The following is a 19,053-nucleotide window of genomic DNA, read 5'->3' as shown; positions in this document are numbered from 1 at the left end:
GGCAAGTGATCCAGCGCCGGGGCGCAGCTCAGCCGAGTTCCGCCCCGGCCAGCTGGATCGTCTCCTCCGCCAGCGCGGTCAAACCGGGTTCCCGAGCCACGGCCGCGAGAGCCAGCCGCGTGACGTCGTCCGCCCACCGCCCACTCGCGGAGCCGGCTACGTCGATCCGGGCGAACCCACGGTCCAGCAGGCCACGCGCGTCCTCGAACCGCCCGCGCGCCACGGCTTTCACCGCGCCCAGCGCGTTGGCCAGCGCACTCGCCGGGCGGGACCATTCGTCGTCCCGCGCATGCGCAACCGGCTCGTCCTCACCCGGGTCCGCGGGCACGGAGGCCTCGCGCACGGCGAGGTCCAGCCGCCAGAACAGCGGCACACCGGTGAACCGCACGAACAGCAGCCGCCGCACGGGCGAGTGGAAGAAGTCCGGCGAAGCGCGCACCGCGGCGACCGGCCGGATCCGCTCCAGCACCGGCCGCACCTGGGCAGCACACGCCGTGAGCCGGCCGTCCGGGACCACCCACTCCACGTCGATATCGCTGTAGGCGTCGGCGGTTCCGGCCGCGAGCGAACCACGCAGGCCCGCACGGGAGCCGGGACTGGCCGCGGTCAGCGCCGCGACCACCGCCCCGGCCAGCTCGTCCCGCGCCGCCGTCACCGATCGCGGCGGAAGAGCTTGTTGCCGAGCCAGACGATCGGATCGTATTTACGGTCGGCGACCCGCTCCTTCATCGGGATCAGCGCGTTGTCGGTGATGTGGATGCCTTCCGGGCACACCTCGGTGCAGCACTTGGTGATGTTGCACAGGCCGAGGCCGTGCTCGTCCTGCGCGGCGTCACGGCGGTCGGCGACGTCGAGCGGGTGCATCTCCAGCTCGGCGATCCGCATCAGGTACCGCGGCCCGGCGAAGTTCTCCTTGTTCTCCTCGTGGTCGCGCACCACGTGGCAGGTGTTCTGGCACAGGAAGCACTCGATGCACTTGCGGAACTCCTGCGAGCGCTCGACGTCCACCTGCTGCATCCGGTACTCCCCCGGCTGCAGGTCCTTCGGCGGCGTGAACGACGGGATCTCCCGCGCCTTGGCGTAGTTGAACGACACGTCCGTGACGAGGTCGCGGATCACCGGGAACGTGCGCAGCGGCGTGACGGTGACGACCTCGTCCTCGGTGAACGTGGACATCCGCGTCATGCACAGCAGCCGCGGCTTGCCGTTGATCTCCGCCGAGCACGAGCCGCACTTGCCCGCCTTGCAGTTCCAGCGCACGGCGAGGTCCGAGACCTGGGTGGCCTGCAGGCGGTGGATGATGTCGAGCACCACCTCGCCCTCGTTCACCTCGACCTTGAAGTCCTGCAGCTCGCCGGCGCTGTCGTCGCCGCGCCAGACCCGGAAACTGGCCTTGTAACTCACGAGTCCCTCCCGGGGTGGCTCTCGAGCTCGCCGTCGGTGTAGTACTTGCCCAGCTCGTCGAGCTCGAACAGCTCCAGCAGGTCCTGGCGCAGCGGGAGCTGCTCGGCCACCGCCACGTCGACGTCCGGCACCGTGGGGTTGTCCCCCGCGACGGCGGAGCAGACCAACAGCTTGTGCCGCCACTCCGCGTCCATGCCCGGATAGTCGTCACGGGTGTGGCCGCCGCGGCTCTCGGTGCGGGTGAGCGCCGCGCGGGCCACGCATTCGCTGACCAGCAGCATGTTGCGCAGGTCGACGGCGAGGTGCCAGCCGGGGTTGAACTGCCGGTGCCCCTCCACCGTCACGCGGAGGATCCGCTGCCGGATCTCACCGAGCTTCTCCAGCGCCTGCCGGATCTCGCCGGCCTTGCGGATGATGCCCACCAGGTCGTTCATCGACTGCTGCAGCTCGGTGTGCAGGGTGTAGGGGTTCTCGGCGACACCGTCTTCGGGCGGGTCGAACGGCGCCAGCGCCATCTTGGCCGCAGCGTCCACATCGGACTCCCCGACCTTCGGCCTGCTCTCGCCGAGGCCGCCCACGTACGCCGCCGCGCCCAGCCCGGCCCGCCGGCCGAACACCAGCAGGTCGGACAGCGAGTTGCCGCCGAGCCGGTTGGAGCCGTGCATGCCGCCGGAGCACTCGCCGGCCGCGAACAGGCCCGGCACGCTCGCCGCGCCGGTGTCCGGGTCCACCTCGATGCCACCCATCACGTAGTGGCAGGTGGGGCCGACCTCCATGGCCTCCTTGGTGATGTCGACGTCGGCCAGCTCCTTGAACTGGTGGTACATCGACGGCAGCCGGCGGCGGATCTCCTCGGCGGGCAGCCGGCTCGCGATGTCGAGGAACACCCCGCCGTGCGGCGAGCCGCGGCCCTCCTTGACCTCCGAGTTGATCGCGCGCGCCACTTCGTCACGCGGCAGCAGGTCCGGCGTGCGGCGGTTGTTGTCCGCGTCGGCGTACCAGCGGTCGGCCTCCTCGACGCTGTCCGCGTACTGGCCCTTGAACACGTCCGGCACGTAGCCGAACATGAACCGCTCGTCGTCGGAGTTCTTCAGCACGCCGCCGTCGCCGCGGACGCCCTCGGTCACGAGGATGCCCTTCACACTCGGCGGCCAGACCATCCCGGTGGGGTGGAACTGGACGAACTCCATGTTGATCAGCTTCGCGCCCGCGCGCAGGGCCAGCGCGTGGCCGTCGCCGGTGTACTCCCACGAGTTCGACGTGACCTTGAACGACTTGCCGATGCCGCCCGTCGCGAGCACCACGGCGGGCGCGTCGAACAGGACGAACCGGCCGGTCTCCCGCCAGTAGCCGAACGCTCCGGCCACCGCGCCGCCGTCGAGCAGCAGCTCGGTCACGGTGCACTCGGCGAAGACCTTGATCCGCGCCTCGTAGTCACCGAACTTGGCGAAGTCCTCCTGCTGCAGCGAAACGATCTTCTGCTGCATCGTGCGGATCAGCTCGAGCCCGGTCCGGTCGCCGACGTGCGCCAGCCGCGGGTAGGTGTGCCCGCCGAAGTTGCGCTGGCTGATCCGGCCGTCGGCGGTGCGGTCGAACAGCGCGCCGTAGGTCTCCAGCTCCCAGACGCGGTCCGGGGCCTCCTTGGCGTGCAGCTCGGCCATCCGCCAGTTGTTCAGGAACTTCCCGCCGCGCATGGTGTCGCGGAAGTGCACCTGCCAGTTGTCATTGGAGTTCGCGTTGCCCATCGACGCCGCGCAGCCGCCTTCGGCCATCACGGTATGGGCCTTGCCGAACAAGGACTTGCACACCACCGCGACGCTGTAACCCTGTTCGCGCGCTTCGATCACCGCGCGCAGACCGGCGCCGCCGGCACCGATCACCACCACGTCGTAGCTGTGCCGTTCGACCTCGGTCATGAATAGAGCCACCTCGAGAGCTGCTGGACGCCGTTGTTCTTCGTTACTGCCGGTTTTCTCTCGCCGCCGGTGCGGGTGCCGACGCTAGCCCACGAAACGCAGGTCCGCGATGGCCCCGCTCGACACGAGCATCACATAGAGGTCGGTCAGCACCAGGGTGCCGAGGGTCGTCCACGCGAGGGTCATGTGCCGGGTGTTGAGTTTCGAGACCTGGGTCCACACCCAGTAGCGCACGGGATGTTTCGAGAAGTGCTTGAGCCTGCCGCCGGTCACGTGCCGGCACGAGTGGCAGGACAGCGTGTACGCCCACAGCAGCACCACGTTCGCGACGATGATGATGTTGCCGAGCCCGAAGCCGAAGCCGCTCGGGCTGTGGAACGCCATCACCGCGTCGTAGGTGTTGACCAGCGAGACGATCGTCGCGACGTAGAAGAAGTAGCGGTGCACGTTCTGGATGATCAGCGGCAGCCGCGTCTCACCCGAGTAACGCGCGTGCGGCTCCGCGACCGCGCACGCCGGCGGCGAGAACCAGACCGAGCGGTAGTAGGCCTTGCGGTAGTAGTAACAGGTCAGCCGGAAGCCGAGCAGGAACGGCAGCACCAGCGCCCCGAGCGGGAGCCAGCTCGGGAAGGCACCGAACCAGTGCCCGAAGTGGCTCGAGCCGGCGACACAGGACGTGGAGACACAGGGTGAGTAAAACGGCGTCAGGTAGTGGTAATCGGGCACCCAGTACGCGGTGCGCACGAAAGCCCGGACCGTCGCGTAGACGATGAAAGTGGCCAGCCCCAGCACAGTGAGCAGGGGCTGCAGCCACCATCGGTCGGTCCGCAGGGTCCGGTCGGCGATCCGGGCCCGGCCCGGTGCGCGAACACCGGTGCCTTCCCGGCTGACGTCGTTGTCAGTGGGAGCGCTCACCGCTGGTCGCGCTTGTATCCACCAACACCCTCGTCGTCGGCGCCGTGCCACAGCGCCGGGTCGTACGGGGTGTCCGGCACGGGGACGCGGTCCACGGGTTTCGCCTGGGCCGGCACGGCGGGTGGGTGCCCGTCCAGGTCGGCGGTGTCGATGTCGAGCCGTTCGACGTCGTTGGCCAGCCTGCGGACGGCCGACGCGTCGCCGTACCGGGAGCGCAGGGCGCCCACGCACTGCCGTAGCTGGCCAATGGTGCGCCGCAGTTCAGTGAGTTCGGTGGTGGACATCGGGTGCCTCCCTCTTCTCTGCGCTGACAGGACCGGGGTGACGATCACGTCGTCACCTACGACTCTGCCCCGCTGTGTGCACTGTGACAAGTAGCACATCTCCCTGACCGGGAGTGATCGGGCTCACCTCTAGGGGTCTTCTGAATCGATTTTGAAAGTGCGGCTCCGACCGGTTACCGTGGTTGGCGTCACGTTCCTGCGACGCCAGAGCTGCCGTCCCGCGGACCCCCCACCACCAGTGAGCCGGGAGCCGGACATGAACAGCATCCCGAACCAGCCCGCCAGAAAGACCCCCGTGCACCCCGTGGTCGCCGAAGTCACCGCCCGCATCGTGGAGCGCAGTGCGGCGACGCGCGGGGCCTATCTCGAACGCAGCGCGTCGGCTTACGACGAGGGACCGGTCCGCCGCGGCCTGGCCTGTAGCAACCTCGCGCACGGCTTCGCCGCGATGGAAGGCGTCGACAAGGCCGCGCTGCGCGAAGTCCGCGCGCCGGGCGTCGCCATCGTTTCCTCTTACAACGACATGCTTTCCGCGCACCAGCCGATGCAGGAGTACCCGGCCTGGCTGAAGAAGTCCGTGCGCGAGGCCGGCGGTGTCGCCCAGTTCGCCGGCGGCGTGCCCGCGATGTGCGACGGGATCACGCAGGGCCGCCCGGGCATGGAGCTGTCGCTCTTCAGCCGCGAGGTGATCGCGATGGCGACGGCGATCGCGTTGTCACACGACATGTTCGACGCCGCGCTGCTGCTGGGCGTGTGCGACAAGATCGTGCCGGGCCTGCTGGCCGGCGCGCTGTCCTTCGGGCACCTGCCGGCGATCCTCGTGCCCGCGGGTCCGATGAACTCCGGCCTGCCGAACAAGGAGAAAGCCCGCGTGCGGCAGCTGTACGCCGAGGGCCTCGCGACGCGCGAAGACCTCCTCGACGCCGAAGCGGCTTCGTACCACTCCGCGGGAACCTGCACGTTCTACGGCACGGCGAACTCGAACCAGATGGTGGTCGAGGTGATGGGCCTGCACCTGCCGGGCGCCAGCTTCGTCCAGCCGAACTCGCCACTGCGCCGGGCGCTGACCGAGGAAGCCGGGCGGCGCATGGTCTTGCTGTCGCGCGGCGAGTCGTACACGCCGATCTCCCGGGTGCTGGACGAGAAGGCGTTCGTCAACGGCGTCATCACCCTGCTGGCCACGGGCGGCTCGACCAACCACACGATGCACCTGGTCTCGATCGCCGCCGCGGCGGGCATCCAGCTGACCTGGGACGACTTCTCGGACCTGTCCGCGGTGGTGCCGCTGCTGGCGCGGGTGTACCCGAACGGCAGCGCGGACATCAACCACTTCCACGCCGCCGGCGGCATCCAGTTCCTGGTGGGCACGCTGCTCGACGCGGGGCTGCTGCACGAGGACGTGCACACCGTCGCCGGGTTCGGGCTGCGCCGCTACACCGAGGAGCCGATCCTGTCCGACGGCGAACTGGTGTGGCGCGACGTGCCGACGCACAGCCTCGACGAGGACGTCCTGCGTCCGGCGGAGCGGCCGTTCGCCCCGGACGGCGGGCTGCGGATGGTCGCGGGCAACCTCGGCCGGGCGGTGACCAAGGTGTCGGCCGTGGCGCCGGAGCACCGCGTGGTGCAGGCGCCGACGCGGGTGTTCACGTCGCAGGAAGCGTTCAAGACGGCGTTCGAGGCCGGCGAGCTGGACCGTGACGTCGTGGTCGTGCTGCGGCAGCAGGGCCCGCAGGCCAACGGGATGCCGGAGCTGCACGGCCTCACGCCGGCGCTCGGCGTGCTGATGGACCGCGGTTACCAGGTGGCGTTGCTCACCGACGGCCGCATGTCGGGCGCCTCGGGCAAGATCCCGGCGGCGATCCAGGTGACGCCGGAAGCCGCCGTGGGCGGGCCGATCGGCCGCATCGCCGACGGCGACGTGATCCGCCTCGACGCCCGGGCCGGCACGCTGGACGTGCTGGTCGGTGACGAAGAACTCGCCCGCCGCGACCTGGTGGACGCGCCCCCGTCCGAGGCATCCTGGACCGGCACCGGGCGGGAGCTGTTCGGGGCGCTGCGCCGCGCGGTCGGTCCCGCCGACCAGGGCGCGAGCGTCTTCGGGGCGCTCACGCCGGAGCTGGACCTCTACCGCGGGGTCCAGGGGCCGCCGCCCCTCGGCCGTGGCCCGGGGTTCGGTCCCGGCCTGCCCTTGCCCACTTTGGAAGCCGCTTTGGAAACCCAGGAGGTCGGTCAGTGACCACCGGCACGGACCTGCTCGAACTGTCCCCCGTGATGCCCGTCGTGGTGATCGACGACCTCGGCGACGCGGTGCCCACCGCGCGCGCCCTGCTCGCCGGCGGCATCGGGGTGATCGAGCTGACCCTGCGCACGCCCGTGGCGCTCGCCGCGATCGAGCGCGTGGCCGCGGAGGTGCCGGACATCGTGATCGGCGCCGGCACGGTGACCAGCGCCGGCCAGGCCAAGCAGGCCGCCGACGCGGGCGCGAAGTTCCTCGTGACGCCGGGCTGCACGGACACCGTCCTCGAAGCCGCCTTCGCGACCGGCTTGCCGTTCCTCCCGGGCGCCGGCACGGTGTCGGAGGCGATGCGCTTGGCCGAACGCGGCCTGACCGCGCTGAAGTTCTTCCCCGCGGAGGCCAGCGGTGGCGTGGACTACCTGAAGTCCATCGCCGGCCCCCTGCCGGCCCTGCGCTTCTGCCCGACCGGCGGTATCACCGCGGCCACCGCCCCGACCTACCTGGCCCTGCCGAACGTCGGCTGCATCGGCGGCTCCTGGCTGACCCCGAAGAAGCTGCTGGCCGCCAAGGACTTCGCTGCCGTCGAGTCCCTCGCCGCGGAAGCCGCGAAGCTCGGCGCCTGACTCCTGGCTTTGTGCCGCCGTTCCCCCGCGGTCGATTCCGGGGAACGGCGGTCTCAGTTTTCCTTGTACCCCAAGGAAAGCCGCTCTGCTGTGGCCGATCGGTCGCGGCCCGTCACTCGATGACGGCGTCGTCCAGGATGGTGGACTCGGCGCCGTACTCACGCAGCTCCTCGCGGATGACGGTGTAAGCCAGACCCTGCGGATAACCCTTGCGGCCGAGGAAACCGAGCAGGCGGCGGATGGCTGTCTGCTCGTCGACGTTGCCCAGCGAGCCCAGGCGCTTGCGGACCAGCTCGCGGGCCCGCTGCTCCTCAGCCTCGCGGTCGACCTCGCTCGCGGCCTGGACGGCGATCTCGTCGTCGACGCCCTTACGACGCAGCTCGGCGACGAGCGCGGTGCGGGAGAGACCCTGGTTGGCGTGCCGGGAACGGACCCAGACCTCGGCGAACTCCGCGTCGTTGATCAGCCCCGCCCGGTCCAGTTTGCCGAGCAGGGTCTCGATCGTCGGCTCGTCGAACCCCTTGCGGTGCAAGGCCTGCCGGAGCTCCTCGCCCGTGCGGGGCCGCATGGCCAGCAGATCGAAGCAGATCTCCTTGGCCTTCTTCGCCCGTTCCTCCGGCGGCAGCTCCGCCGGATCCACCTTCGGCGCCCTCGCCACAACCGCTCCCATCACTCGAACTCAGGTGACCGCGGCTGACGAACCGCGGCCACCAGGAAACCGGCCTCCGCCGGGCGTCCGCAGGCCCGCCCTGGCTGGAGTCCGCCCTGTGGATGTCGGAAGGAGAGGTCACGGTGAGCGTGCCCCGTGGACACACTCACCCTTTCCCTCGGCCCCTTAGAAGTCGACGGGAGCGGGCACCGCTTCGACGGCCTCGGCCTCGGCGTCGACCTTCGCGCCGATGCCCAGCTTCTCCTTGATCCGCTTCTCGATCTCGTTGGCGATGTCCGGGTTGTCGAGCAGGAACTTCCGCGCGTTCTCCTTGCCCTGGCCGAGCTGGTCGCCCTCGTAGGTGTACCAGGCACCGGACTTGCGCAGGATGCCCTGGTCGACGCCCATGTCGATGAGCGAGCCCTCGCGGGAGATGCCGTGGCCGTAGAGGATGTCGAACTCGGCCTGCTTGAAGGGCGGCGCGACCTTGTTCTTGACCACCTTCACCCGGGTGCGGTTGCCGACCGGCTCGCCGCCGTCCTTCAGGGTCTCGATGCGGCGCACGTCGAGGCGGACCGAAGCGTAGAACTTGAGCGCCTTGCCACCGGTCGTCGTCTCCGGGGAGCCGAACATGACGCCGATCTTCTCGCGCAGCTGGTTGATGAAGATCGCGGTGGTGCCGGAGTTGTTCATCGCACCGGTCATCTTCCGCAGCGCCTGGCTCATCAGGCGGGCCTGCAGGCCGACGTGGTTGTCACCCATCTCGCCCTCGATCTCGGCGCGCGGCACGAGCGCGGCGACCGAGTCGATGACCAGGATGTCGAGCGCGCCCGAGCGGATCAGCATGTCCGCGATCTCCAGCGCCTGCTCACCGGTGTCCGGCTGGGAGACCAGCAGCGCGTCGGTGTCCACGCCGAGCTTCTTGGCGTACTCCGGGTCCAGCGCGTGCTCCGCGTCGATGAACGCCGCGATGCCGCCGTTCCGCTGCGCGTTGGCCACCGAGTGCAGGGCGACGGTCGTCTTACCGGAGGACTCCGGGCCGTAGATCTCGACGACCCGGCCCCGCGGCAGCCCGCCGATCCCGAGCGCGACGTCGAGTGCGATCGCCCCGGTCGGGATCACGGCGATGGGGGCACGGCCCTCTTCGCCGAGGCGCATCACGGAGCCCTTGCCGTACTGCTTGTCGATCTGGGCCAGGGCGAGCTCGAGCGCCTTGTCCTTGTCGGGTGCTGCTGGTGCCATGGGAAGTCCACCTCGCTGGTTGGGCCTGTGGGGCTTGTTCGATTGTCCAGATCAAGCTCTGTTTGGATCAAGCACTGTTCGGTCCGACGCTACGGGCAGGGACCGACAATTCCAGGCGCGGCGACCGATCTGTGGATCGCTGGCCCCGGTGTGGACAACACACTAGACGAACACCTGTTCGAGGAAAGTACCGACACGCCCTTGCGCTAGGATTTTTCGCCCGTCCGAGTCTGCGCGGCGAAGAGACCGCAGGTCAGCGCCGCTCCGGCGGGATGTCGAAGGCAGTACAGACCTCGCGCCAGATCTGCTTGGGCGGGATGCCGGAGCCCAGCGCCTGTTCGATGGTCCGGCCACCGAGCCCGCTGAACACGTGGTCGCTGGTCAGCACCGCGGCCCGGCCGGCGCCGAACTCTTCGGCCATGAGCCGCCGGAAAACCGTGATACGCATCGGCCGAATGCTAGCTCGCGCGCGCCCCGGCGCCGCGAACGGCCCGTTCGCGCCAGAGCCGGCTCCGGGTTCCGCTCACTTCCCCGGTTGAACGCTCTGCTCGAAGTAGTCGGCCAGCGTGCCGGGCGTGGTCGCGGCCGCCTGGTCGCTCGAGTTCAGCTGGTAAATGAAGCCGACGAGCGGCCGGTCGGCCACCGTGAACACCAGCACCGCCGAGGCCTGCCCGGCCGCGGACGAGTACCGGCCCTTGAGCCCGTTGCCCGCCCAGTCGGCCTCGGTCCGGTCGCCGCCCGCGGAAGTCAGCAGCCCGTCGGTGTACTGCTTCAGCTCGTCCGCCGAAGTGCCCTGCACGTACGTCACCTGAGTGCCCGCGCGGCCGGGCGCCGAGCACGTCGACGTCGCGCCGAGGCTCTGCGCGGGCGCGGCGGGGCCGTTGCCCATGCCCGGCTTGCAGTCGCCGGTGCCGGCGATCGTCCCGGCGAGCTGGCGCATGCAGCCGGTGAGCCCGCCGGAGTCGGCCGGGCCGGGCGTCTTGCACTCCTCGGCGGTGTAGGTCTTCACCGAGGAGCTCGAGGTCAGGAAGAACGTCAGCCCCGCGGCGAGCACCACGACCACCGCCACGGCGATCCCGATCCACAGCTTCGTCCGCCCGCCCTTCTTCGGCGGCGCGGCCTGGTCGGACAGCGAGTACGTGGGGAAGTTCGACGGCGCCGGCGCGTGCTGCTGCTGGGGCGGGAACGACGGCGGCTGCTGCGGGTAGCCGGGCCGCGCCGGGTATCCGCCCGGTATGGCGGCGACCGGCGGCGCGAACGGCGCCGGCGTCCCGGCCGCGACCGGGCCCTCGACGTTCTGCGTCCGCATCGACAGCCCGTCGCGCGCCACGTGCTGCGCGCCGAGGGCCACGGCCGTCTCCGGCTGGTCGAGGCTGCCCGGCACCACGCCGAGCTTCTCCGCGATCATCGAGCCGACCAGCGGCAGCCGGCTCGACCCGCCGACCAGGTAGATGCCCGCGAGCCGGTCCGGCGTCAGCCCGGACGAGCGGAGCGTGCGCGACAGCAGTTCGACGCTGCGCAGCATCGCCGGGCGCACCAGGCCTTCCAGCTCGCCGCGGGTGACCAGCACGTCCTTGAACGGCTCCGGCATCGGCACCTCGGTCTGCGGGTGCCGGGACAGAGCCTCCTTGGCGGCCTTCACGTCCTCCTGCAGCGCGCGCCGCGTACGGCGGTCCGCGGTGGACTCCGGGCGCAGGAGCCGTTGCCAGCGCTGCGGGTCCGAGTGCGAGACCTCGCGGCCGACGTGCACCATCAGCGCCTGGTCCACGTCGAGCCCGCCGAGGTCGGGCAGGCCGTCCTCGGCCAGCACCACGAAGCCGTTCTGGGTGGCGCCGACGACGGCGACGTCGAAGGTGCCCGCGCCGAGGTCGTAGACCGCGAGCGCCTGCCCGGGCGCCAGCGCCTTGCCCGGGAACGACGCGAAGTGCGCGGCCGCCGCGACAGGCTCGGGCACCAGCAGCACGCTCGAACCGATGCCGGCCAGCCGGGCCGCGGACAGCAGGACGTTGCGGCGCACCGGCCCCCACTGCGCGGGATGCGTCAGCCGGACTTCGTCGGGTTGCTCGCCGCCGAGCTGGCGGGTGATCTCGTCGAGCACGCGGCGCAGGATGGCGGCCAGCGCCTCGTTCACGGGCACGACGTCGGTGCCCAGCAGCAGGGTCTGCTCGTCGATGCGGCGCTTCGGGTTGGGCTCGAAGCGCGTCGGGTCCAGGCGCGCGCGGCGCTCGGCGTCGCGGCCGACCATGATCGTGCCGTCCTCGCCGGCGAAGATCGCGGAGGGCATGTTGGCCGAACCGTCCACCTCGACGACCCTCGGCGGCATGCCGTGTGCCGAAAGGACGGCGACGGTGTTGGACGTCCCGAGGTCCACCGACAGGATCCGCACAGCACTCCCCCTCGACGTAGCGGTGCTGGCGGTGATGCTCCCACGCGGACGGTCACCGTGCGTGCGGACCCGTGAAACTCGCTTCCCCTCGGCGGGCGAACGTGACGGGACCCACCATCTCGGCGCCCCCGGCAGCTCGCACGGGGTGCACCGGGTGGTCCGGCGGCCGGGCCTCGTGGTGAGCCCGGTGTCCACAGTGGAGCAGGCTTGGTGTTGCCGACGTGCCGTCACCGGCGGCCTGCCGTGAGACGAGGTGGACACGTGTTTCGGGCATCCGCCTTACGCGGTGTCTGACCGCTCCTCCGTGGCTCCGGCGCAGCTTGCCAGGATCGCTCGGACGGGTGAGGCCGCACCCGTCCCGTACGCCTCCGACCAGGCGTTCTCTCCGGCCGTTCGCTCTGAGCGGACCGCCTTCGACGGCGACCGGAACCGAAACTGTCGGGGGTGCCGCGCATGATGGAGAACGTGGCAGCAGACGTGCTAGACCTCTTCTCCCCCGCGACCAGCACCTGGTTCGCGGGGGCCTTCGCCGCGCCCACCGCGGCGCAGGAGGGGGCCTGGCGGGCCGCGCACGCCGGGGAACACGCCTTGGTCGTCGCGCCCACCGGGTCCGGCAAGACGCTGTCCGCGTTCCTCTGGGCGCTGGACCGGCTGTCGGTGGAGCCGCCGCCGGCCGAGCCGCGCAAGCGCTGCCGGATCCTGTACGTCTCGCCGCTGAAGGCGCTGGCGGTCGATGTCCAGCGAAACCTGCGCGCACCGCTCGCCGGGATCTCGCAGGCGGCGCGGCGGCTGGGGCTGCCGGTGCCGGGGATCGAGGTCGGCATGCGCACCGGCGACACCACCGCGGCCGAGCGGCGGTCGTTCGGCAAGACGCCGCCGGACGTGCTGGTGACCACGCCGGAGTCGCTGTTCCTGATCCTCACCTCGTCGGCGCGCGAGTCGCTGGCGGGGGTCGAGACGGTGATCGTCGACGAGGTGCACGCGGTCGCGGGCGGGAAGCGCGGCGCGCACCTGGCGCTGTCGCTGGAGCGGCTCGACGCGCTGCTGCCCAAGCCGGCGCAGCGGATCGGGCTGTCCGCGACCGTCCGGCCGGTCGACGAGGTGAGCGCGTTCCTCGCGGGCGGGCGCCCGGTCACAGTGGTGCAGCCGAAGCTCGCGAAGACGATCGAAGTGCGGGTAGAGGTGCCGGTCGAGGACATGGCGAACCTCGACGGGCCGGCGCCGTCACCGATGGAGCGGCTGGACGACCTGACGTCGCTGGCTGATTTACCGTCAGAGGGCGGCATCGGCACGCAGGAAGAGATCGCGGGGGCCGCGGTGAAGCGGCCGTCGATCTGGCCCGCGGTGGAAGAGCGCGTGCTGGAGCTGGTCCGGGCGCACCACTCGACCATCGTGTTCGCCAACTCCCGGCGGCTGACCGAGCGGCTCACCGCCCGGCTCAACGAGCTGGCGGCCGAGCAGACCGAGCTGCGCGCCGAAGACGCGTTCCCGGCCGAGGCGGTCGGACAGTCGGGGCTGGCCACGGGCGCGGCGCCGGTGGTCGCGCGGGCGCACCACGGGTCGATGTCGCGGGAGCAGCGCACCCACGTCGAGGAGGACCTGAAGTCCGGGCGGCTGCCGTGTGTGGTGGCGACGTCGTCGCTGGAGCTGGGCATCGACATGGGCGCGGTCGACCTGGTCGTGCAGATCGAGGCCCCGCCGACGGTCGCGTCCGGGCTGCAGCGGGTCGGCCGGGCCGGGCACCAGGTGGGCGCGGTGTCGTCCGGGGTGATGTTCCCGAAGTTCCGGGGCGACCTGGTTTCCTGCGCGGTGGTCGCGGAACGGATGGCGGCCGGGGCGATCGAGGCCGTGCGGTACCCGCGCAACCCGCTCGATGTGCTGGCCCAGCACATCGTCGCGATGGTGGCGCTGGAGCCGTGGACGGTGCCGGAAGTCGCGGCGCTGGTGCGGCGGGCGGCGCCGTTCGCCGCGCTGCCGGACGACGCGCTGCACGCGGTGCTCGACATGCTCGCCGGCCGGTACCCGAGCGAGGAGTTCGGTGAGCTGCGCGCGCGGATCACCTGGGACCGCGTCGCCGACGAGCTGCGCGGGCGGCCGGGCTCGCAGCGGCTGGCGGTCACCTCCGGCGGCACGATCCCCGACCGCGGGCTGTTCACCGTGATGACCCCGGGCGCGGACGACAAGCCCGGCTCGCGCGTCGGCGAGTTCGACGAGGAGATGGTGTACGAGTCGCGGGTCGGCGACACCATCCTGCTGGGCACGTCCTCGTGGCGGATCACCGAAATCACGCACGACCGCGTGATCGTGGTGCCCGCGCCGGGGCAGCCCGCGCGGATGCCGTTCTGGAAGGGCGACGCGGCCGGGCGGCCACTGGAGCTGGGGCGCGCGCTGGGCGCGTTCGTCCGCGAACTGTCCACATCGGACGCCGAAACGGCCCGTGCGCGGGCCGCGGCGGCCGGGCTCGACCAGCGGGCGTGCGACAACCTGCTGGCGTACCTGGAAGAGCAGAAGTCGGCGACCCGGCACGTGCCGAACGACCGCACGATCCTGCTCGAGCGCTACCGCGACGAGCTGGGCGACTGGCGGATCGTGGTGCACTCGCCGTTCGGGGCGCAGGTGAACGCGCCGTGGGCGCTGGCCATCGCGGCCCGGCTGAGGGAGAACCGCGGGGTCGACGCGCAGGTGGCGCACTCCGACGACGGCATCGTGCTGCGCCTGCCCGACGCGCTCGACGCCGACGGCGCCGAGGTGACCATCGGCGCCGACGACGTGCTGCTGGACCCCGAGGAGGTCGAGCAGCTGATCGTCGCGGAGGTCGGCGGCTCGGCGGTGTTCGCCGCGCGCTTCCGGGAGTGCGCGGCGCGGTCGCTGTTGCTGCCGCGACGGGACCCGAGGCGCCGGACGCCCTTGTGGCAGCAGCGGCAGCGGGCGTCGCAACTGCTGTCGGTGGCGTCGAAGTACGAGCGGTTCCCCGTGGTGCTGGAGGCGATGCGGGAAGTCCTGCAGGACGTCTACGACGTGGGCGGGCTGCGGGAGCTGATGGCCGACGTCCGGGCGCGCCGGGTGCGTCTGGTGGAGGTCGAGACGCCGTCGGCCTCGCCGTTCGCGCGCAGCCTGCTGTTCGGCTACGTCGGGATGTTCCTGTACGAGACCGACGCGCCGCTGGCCGAGCGGCGGGCGGCCGCGCTGTCACTGGACTCCACGCTGCTCGCCGAATTGCTGGGCACGGAGGCGATCCGCGAACTGCTCGACCCGGACGCGGTGCGAGAAGTGGAGCGGTCGCTGCAGCGGCTCGATCCCGAGCGCCACGCGCGGTCGGCCGAGGACGCGGCCGACCTGCTGCGGTTCCTCGGCGATCTGTCCACAGTGGAGGCGGGCGAGCGCGGGATCCAGCCGGAGTGGCTGGCGGAGCTGGAATCCACGCGGCGGGCCATCCGGGTGCGGATCGCCGGCGAGGAGCGGTACCTCGCGATCGAGGACGCGGGCCGGGTGCGTGACGCGCTGGGCGCCGCGCTGCCGGTGGGCGTGCCGGAGGCGTTCACGGAGCCGGTCGAAGACCCGCTGGGCGACCTGCTGTCGCGGTACGCGCGGGTCCGCGGGCCGTTCCCGGCGTCGGCGGCGGCCGCGCGGTTCGGGCTGGGCACGGCGGTGGTCGTCGGCGTGCTCGACCGGTTGACCGGGCAGGGCAGGCTGGTGCGCGGGGAGCTGAGCCCGGTCGGGCACCCGGAGACGCACGGCGTCGGCGTCGAGTACTGCGACTCGGCGGTGCTGCGGCGGCTGCGGCGGGCGTCGCTGGCGCGGCTGCGGGCGGAGGTCGAGCCCGTGGAGCCGGCGGCGCTGGGCCGGTTCCTGCCGGCGTGGCACGGAATCGGCGGCCGGCTGCGGTCGGCGCCCACGGCCGACGACGTGCTGTCGGTGGTGGAGCAGCTGGCGGGCGCGCCGTTGCCGGCGAGCGCGGTCGAGTCGCTGATCCTGCCGAGCCGGCTGCCGGGGTACTCCCCCGCGCTGCTCGACGAGCTGACCACGGCGGGCGAGGTCACCTGGGCGGGCTGCGGGGCGCTGGCGGGCGGGGACGGCTGGCTGGCGCTGGCGCCGTCCGACGTCGCGGACCTGCTGCTACCGGAGGTGGAGGAGGACCCGCCGTCGAGCCCGCTGCACACGGCGGTCGTGTCCGCTTTGGACGGTGGGGCGCTGTTCTTCCGCCAGCTGGTGGACCGGGTCACACCACAGCTGGAGGCGCCGCCGGACGACGGCGCGGTCGTCGCCGCCCTGTGGGATCTGGTCTGGGCCGGGCTGGTCACCGGCGACACCCTGGGGCCGCTGCGCGCGCAGGTCGCGGGGCACGGCGCGCACAAGCCCCGGCGGCAGGCGCCGCGCGGGCGGTACGCGCGGATGCGGGCGGGCCGCCCGGCGATGCCGTCGCGGTCCGGGCCGCCGACGGTCGCCGGGCGCTGGGCTCTCACCCCGCCCCGCGAGACGGACCCGACCCGCCGGGCGCACGCTCGCACGGAAGCGTTCCTGGAACGCCATGGCGTGCTCACCCGCGGCGCGCTCGACACCGAACGCGTCACGGGCGGGTTCTCGGGGATCTACAAGGTGCTGCGCGGCATGGAGGACGCCGGCCAGGTCGTGCGCGGTTACGTCGTCGAAGGTCTCGGCGCGGCCCAGTTCGCGGCGAAGGGCGCGGTTGACCGGCTCCGCGCGGTGTCCGGCCCCCAAGCCGACCACTCCGGGGGCAGACCGGGCCAGGCGGGCAGTGCGGTGGTGCTGGCCGCGGCGGACCCGGCGCAGCCGTACGGGGCGGCGCTGTCCTGGCCGGCCGCGACGGGTGACACGAAGCACCGGCCGGCGCGGAAGGCCGGGGCGCTGGCGGTGCTGGTCGACGGGATGCCGGCGTTGTACGTCGAACGGGGCGGCAAGTCGCTGTTGAGTTTCACCGAGGAGCGGCCGGCCTTGCAGCAGGCCGCGGCGGCGTTGTCCACGGCCGTGCGCGAGGGCTGGCTCGGCCAGCTCGCCGTGCAGCGGGCCGACGGCGAGCACGCGCTGACGTCCGAGCTCGCGGACATCCTGCAGGAGGCCGGGTTCCGCGCGACGCCGAAGGGCCTGCGGCTACGGGCGTGAGCACCGTGGTCACTAGACTTTCCGCGGACACTCGGTGACATAAGGACGTTCGATCATGGCGATGCGCGAACTGCGCTACTTCGGTGACCCGGTGCTGAAGACGGTCTGCGATCCCGTGACCACCTTCGACAAGAAGATCGAAGCGCTGGTGAAGGACCTGCTGGACTCGGTCGAGCCGGAGGGCCGGGCCGGGCTCGCGGCGCCGCAGATCGGCGTGAGCCTGCGGGTGTTCAGCTACGACGTCGGGGGCCTCACGGGCTACGTGATCAACCCCGAGATCGTCTCGCTGTCCGAGGAGACGCACGAAATCGGCGAGGGCTGCCTGTCCGTGCCGGAACTGTGGTTCCCCACGGTCCGCGCGAAGCACGCCGTGGTCCGCGGCGTCGACCTCCGCAACGAGCCGATCGAGGTCGAGGGCGTCGACGTGCTCGCCCAGTGCCTCCAGCACGAGACCGACCATCTCGACGGCAAGCTCTACCTGGACCGCCTCACGTCCGACCACAAGAAACAGGCCCTCCGCGAAGCCCGCGGCAAGGACTGGTTCTGGAACCGCTGATCCCGGAGCCACCGGTCCGCCCCGCCTGACCACTGCTGCTCCGCCTCAGCTGGCCACCGCCTGCTCCGCCCCGCCTGACCACCGCTGTTCCGCTTCACCTGACCACCACCTGCTCCGCCCCACCTGACCACCACTGAGCCTGACCGTCGCTGCGCCGCCTTGCGTGCCCCGCACGACAACTCGACCCGCATGGTCGCCGACCCGCGTGGTTGCCTGCCCCGCACGGCTTGCACGGTTGCTAACCCACACAGTTGCCAACCTGCGCAGTTGCCGACCCGCGCGGTTGCGGGTCGGCACGGCCGCCGATTCGCGCGATCTCCACCGGGGATGGCGGGAGAGCATCGGCGGGAGTGGCTGGCCAAGGCAGGCTGCGCCCGCACCCGGCTCGGGTCAAGTTCGCGGCCCGGCCGACCAGCGCTCGGCAAGCTGGGTCCGCCCGCTCTGCCCTGCAGACTCGGCTCGGCTCTGCGCAGGCTCGGTTCGGCGCTGCGCTGGTTCAGCGTTCGGCGCTGGTTCGGTTCGGCGCAGCTTCGGTTCGGCGCGGCTCTAGTCCTGTCCGCTCTGCCCTGCAGACTCGGTTTAGGCCTGCTCTGGCTCAGGGCAGGAAGAAGCGCAGGGCCGAGGTGTCCGTGGTGGAGCGTTCGGCGCGGAGGCCGGCGCGGGCGGCGGTCCGGGACATCGTGTCGTCGCCGGGGAGGCAGACGGCGGTGAGTTCCGTGTGGCCCGCGGAGGTGGCCAGGACGGCGAGGCGGGCCAGCAAAGCCGTGCCGATGCCTTCGGCCTGCCAGGCGTCCTCCACCAGCAGCGAGACTTCCGCGGTGCCGTCCGGTTGCGGAATCAGCTGTCCCAGGCCGATGACCTCACGGCCGCAGACCGCGAGGACGCTCGAGCCGCGCGGGGGCGTCAGCAGTTTGTGGAGCCATCTGCGCGGCACGGTGCGGACGCCGGTGTGGTAACGACGGAACAGTGTTTTCATCGAGCAACGCTGGTGCAGCTCGGAGACAGCGTCGGCGTCGCGCGGGGTGCCGGGGCGGAGGATGACGGCGGCACCGTCCGGGCGGTCCAGCACAACAGCGCCCGAGACGTTGTGGCGCATGGCCGCCAGCAGCGTGATCAACGCGGCCGCGCGGGTCAGCTCCAGCTCCACGAACGGCGCCCAGCGGCGGCGCGCGACCAGCACCGTGTCCGCGTCGAGCGGGAAGACCGCGCGGTGGCCGCTCTCGGTGCGGCCCGGGTTGCCCTCCGGCGCTGGGACGCGCGTGACGAGGTCGGCGGCGAGCACGTCGCGGAGCACTTCGGCGAGTCGCTCGGGATCGTCGACCGCGCGGCGGGCCGCCGACAACGCGAAGGACGCCGTGTCGCGCAGTTCGCGGACGTCGGCGTCGACGATGCCGGAGCACTCGCAGCCCTCACCGCGGATGGCCTCCGCGAGTACCTCCTTGGGCAGGCCGGTGGCGGGCCGCAGCACGATCTCGTCGAGCACGCCGCCGGGCACCGGGAGCACGGTGAGGCCCAGGATGTTGCACTCGAGGTCGGCCAGGCGGATGGCGATGCGCGCGAGCGTGCCGGGCCGGTCGTCCATCCGGACCCGGACGCGCCACGCGGACGCGGTCGGCTCCTCGGGCGGCAGCTCCGCCACCAGCGGCGTGCGATTCGGCCGGGCTCGGAAGGTTTCCATGCCCCCACGGTCCCCGGTGGTTGTAACCGGGCCCGTCGCGTGG

14 protein-coding genes are annotated in these 19,053 nt (G+C 71.8%); 4 read left to right on the top strand and 10 right to left on the bottom strand.

Going from position 1 to position 19,053, the window contains the following annotated elements; genetic code table 11:
- Positions 1-28: 28 nt before the first annotated feature.
- The 5 genes from OG943_RS00945 to OG943_RS00925 all read right to left on the bottom strand — a co-directional run bounded on the left by OG943_RS00945 (position 29) and on the right by OG943_RS00925 (position 4,519).
- Positions 29-655 carry a hypothetical protein gene (locus OG943_RS00945; protein ID WP_328607738.1) on the bottom strand — a complete coding sequence of 209 codons (627 nt, stop codon included), beginning with the start codon at positions 653-655 and terminating at the stop codon, positions 29-31.
- Positions 652-1,404 carry a succinate dehydrogenase/fumarate reductase iron-sulfur subunit gene (locus OG943_RS00940; protein ID WP_328607737.1) on the bottom strand — a complete coding sequence of 251 codons (753 nt, stop codon included), beginning with the start codon at positions 1,402-1,404 and terminating at the stop codon, positions 652-654. The genes OG943_RS00945 and OG943_RS00940 overlap by 4 nt, the downstream gene beginning before the upstream one ends.
- Entirely contained in the window at positions 1,401-3,320 is a 1,920-nt protein-coding gene (locus OG943_RS00935) for a fumarate reductase/succinate dehydrogenase flavoprotein subunit (protein WP_328607736.1), read from the bottom strand. Before OG943_RS00935 ends, OG943_RS00940 begins: the two co-directional genes overlap by 4 nt.
- Before the next feature lie 84 nt (positions 3,321-3,404).
- Positions 3,405-4,235 (bottom strand): hypothetical protein, encoded by an 831-nt coding sequence (locus OG943_RS00930; protein ID WP_328607735.1) that lies wholly within the window; start codon positions 4,233-4,235, stop codon positions 3,405-3,407.
- Entirely contained in the window at positions 4,232-4,519 is a 288-nt protein-coding gene (locus OG943_RS00925) for a hypothetical protein (protein ID WP_328607734.1), read from the bottom strand. Before OG943_RS00925 ends, OG943_RS00930 begins: the two co-directional genes overlap by 4 nt.
- Before the next feature lie 256 nt (positions 4,520-4,775).
- On the opposite strand from OG943_RS00925, the gene edd reads away from it, so the two are divergent.
- Together edd and eda are read left to right on the top strand one after the other, a co-directional pair.
- On the top strand, positions 4,776-6,755 hold the full coding sequence (edd, locus tag OG943_RS00920) for a phosphogluconate dehydratase (protein ID WP_328607733.1): 1,980 nt from the start codon (positions 4,776-4,778) through the stop codon (positions 6,753-6,755).
- The gene (gene eda / locus OG943_RS00915) at positions 6,752-7,378 is read left to right on the top strand and encodes a bifunctional 4-hydroxy-2-oxoglutarate aldolase/2-dehydro-3-deoxy-phosphogluconate aldolase (RefSeq protein ID WP_328607732.1); all 627 of its coding nucleotides are present in this window, start codon (positions 6,752-6,754) and stop codon (positions 7,376-7,378) included. Before edd ends, eda begins: the two co-directional genes overlap by 4 nt.
- A gap of 112 nt (positions 7,379-7,490) precedes the next feature.
- On the opposite strand, the gene OG943_RS00910 is transcribed toward eda, so the two are convergent.
- From OG943_RS00910 to OG943_RS00895, 4 genes are all read right to left on the bottom strand, one after another.
- Positions 7,491-8,018 carry a regulatory protein RecX gene (locus OG943_RS00910; RefSeq protein ID WP_328611957.1) on the bottom strand — a complete coding sequence of 176 codons (528 nt, stop codon included), beginning with the start codon at positions 8,016-8,018 and terminating at the stop codon, positions 7,491-7,493.
- Positions 8,019-8,213: 195 nt separating this feature from the next.
- Complete coding sequence (gene recA / locus OG943_RS00905) at positions 8,214-9,269, bottom strand: recombinase RecA (protein WP_328607731.1); 1,056 nt, start codon at positions 9,267-9,269, stop codon at positions 8,214-8,216.
- Positions 9,270-9,522: 253 nt separating this feature from the next.
- Positions 9,523-9,717 carry a DUF3046 domain-containing protein gene (locus OG943_RS00900; protein WP_328607730.1) on the bottom strand — a complete coding sequence of 65 codons (195 nt, stop codon included), beginning with the start codon at positions 9,715-9,717 and terminating at the stop codon, positions 9,523-9,525.
- A 75-nt stretch (positions 9,718-9,792) separates the two neighbouring features.
- Positions 9,793-11,655 (bottom strand): Hsp70 family protein, encoded by a 1,863-nt coding sequence (locus OG943_RS00895; RefSeq protein ID WP_328607729.1) that lies wholly within the window; start codon positions 11,653-11,655, stop codon positions 9,793-9,795.
- Between the two features lie 453 nt (positions 11,656-12,108).
- Here OG943_RS00895 and OG943_RS00890 point away from each other — a divergent pair, with 453 nt between their 5' ends.
- Together OG943_RS00890 and def are read left to right on the top strand one after the other, a co-directional pair.
- On the top strand, positions 12,109-16,776 hold the full coding sequence (locus OG943_RS00890; protein ID WP_328607728.1) for an ATP-dependent helicase: 4,668 nt from the start codon (positions 12,109-12,111) through the stop codon (positions 16,774-16,776).
- Between the two features lie 55 nt (positions 16,777-16,831).
- Positions 16,832-17,332 (top strand): peptide deformylase, encoded by a 501-nt coding sequence (gene def, locus OG943_RS00885; protein WP_328607727.1) that lies wholly within the window; start codon positions 16,832-16,834, stop codon positions 17,330-17,332.
- Positions 17,333-17,927: 595 nt separating this feature from the next.
- On the opposite strand, the gene OG943_RS00880 is transcribed toward def, so the two are convergent.
- The gene (locus tag OG943_RS00880; protein WP_328607726.1) at positions 17,928-19,010 is read right to left on the bottom strand and encodes a GNAT family N-acetyltransferase; all 1,083 of its coding nucleotides are present in this window, start codon (positions 19,008-19,010) and stop codon (positions 17,928-17,930) included.
- Positions 19,011-19,053: the final 43 nt, after the last annotated feature.

This window comes from Amycolatopsis sp. NBC_00345, assembly GCF_036116635.1.
Classification (GTDB): Bacteria; Actinomycetota; Actinomycetes; order Mycobacteriales; family Pseudonocardiaceae; genus Amycolatopsis.
The sequence above is the reverse complement of the archived record's forward strand: the minus strand, read 5'-3'. Positions and strand labels throughout refer to the sequence as shown.

Excerpts from the sequence above, each read along its gene's own strand:
- OG943_RS00935 (WP_328607736.1), bottom strand. The coding sequence starts at position 3,320 with ATGACCGAGGTCGAACGGCACAGCTACGACGTGGTGGTGATCGGTGCC.
- def (WP_328607727.1), top strand. The coding sequence starts at position 16,832 with ATGGCGATGCGCGAACTGCGCTACTTCGGTGACCCGGTGCTGAAGACG.
- OG943_RS00925 (WP_328607734.1), bottom strand. The coding sequence starts at position 4,519 with ATGTCCACCACCGAACTCACTGAACTGCGGCGCACCATTGGCCAGCTA.
- OG943_RS00880 (WP_328607726.1), bottom strand. The coding sequence starts at position 19,010 with ATGGAAACCTTCCGAGCCCGGCCGAATCGCACGCCGCTGGTGGCGGAG.
- OG943_RS00900 (WP_328607730.1), bottom strand. The coding sequence starts at position 9,717 with ATGCGTATCACGGTTTTCCGGCGGCTCATGGCCGAAGAGTTCGGCGCC.
- recA (WP_328607731.1), bottom strand. The coding sequence starts at position 9,269 with ATGGCACCAGCAGCACCCGACAAGGACAAGGCGCTCGAGCTCGCCCTG.
- edd (WP_328607733.1), top strand. The coding sequence starts at position 4,776 with ATGAACAGCATCCCGAACCAGCCCGCCAGAAAGACCCCCGTGCACCCC.
- OG943_RS00890 (WP_328607728.1), top strand. The coding sequence starts at position 12,109 with ATGATGGAGAACGTGGCAGCAGACGTGCTAGACCTCTTCTCCCCCGCG.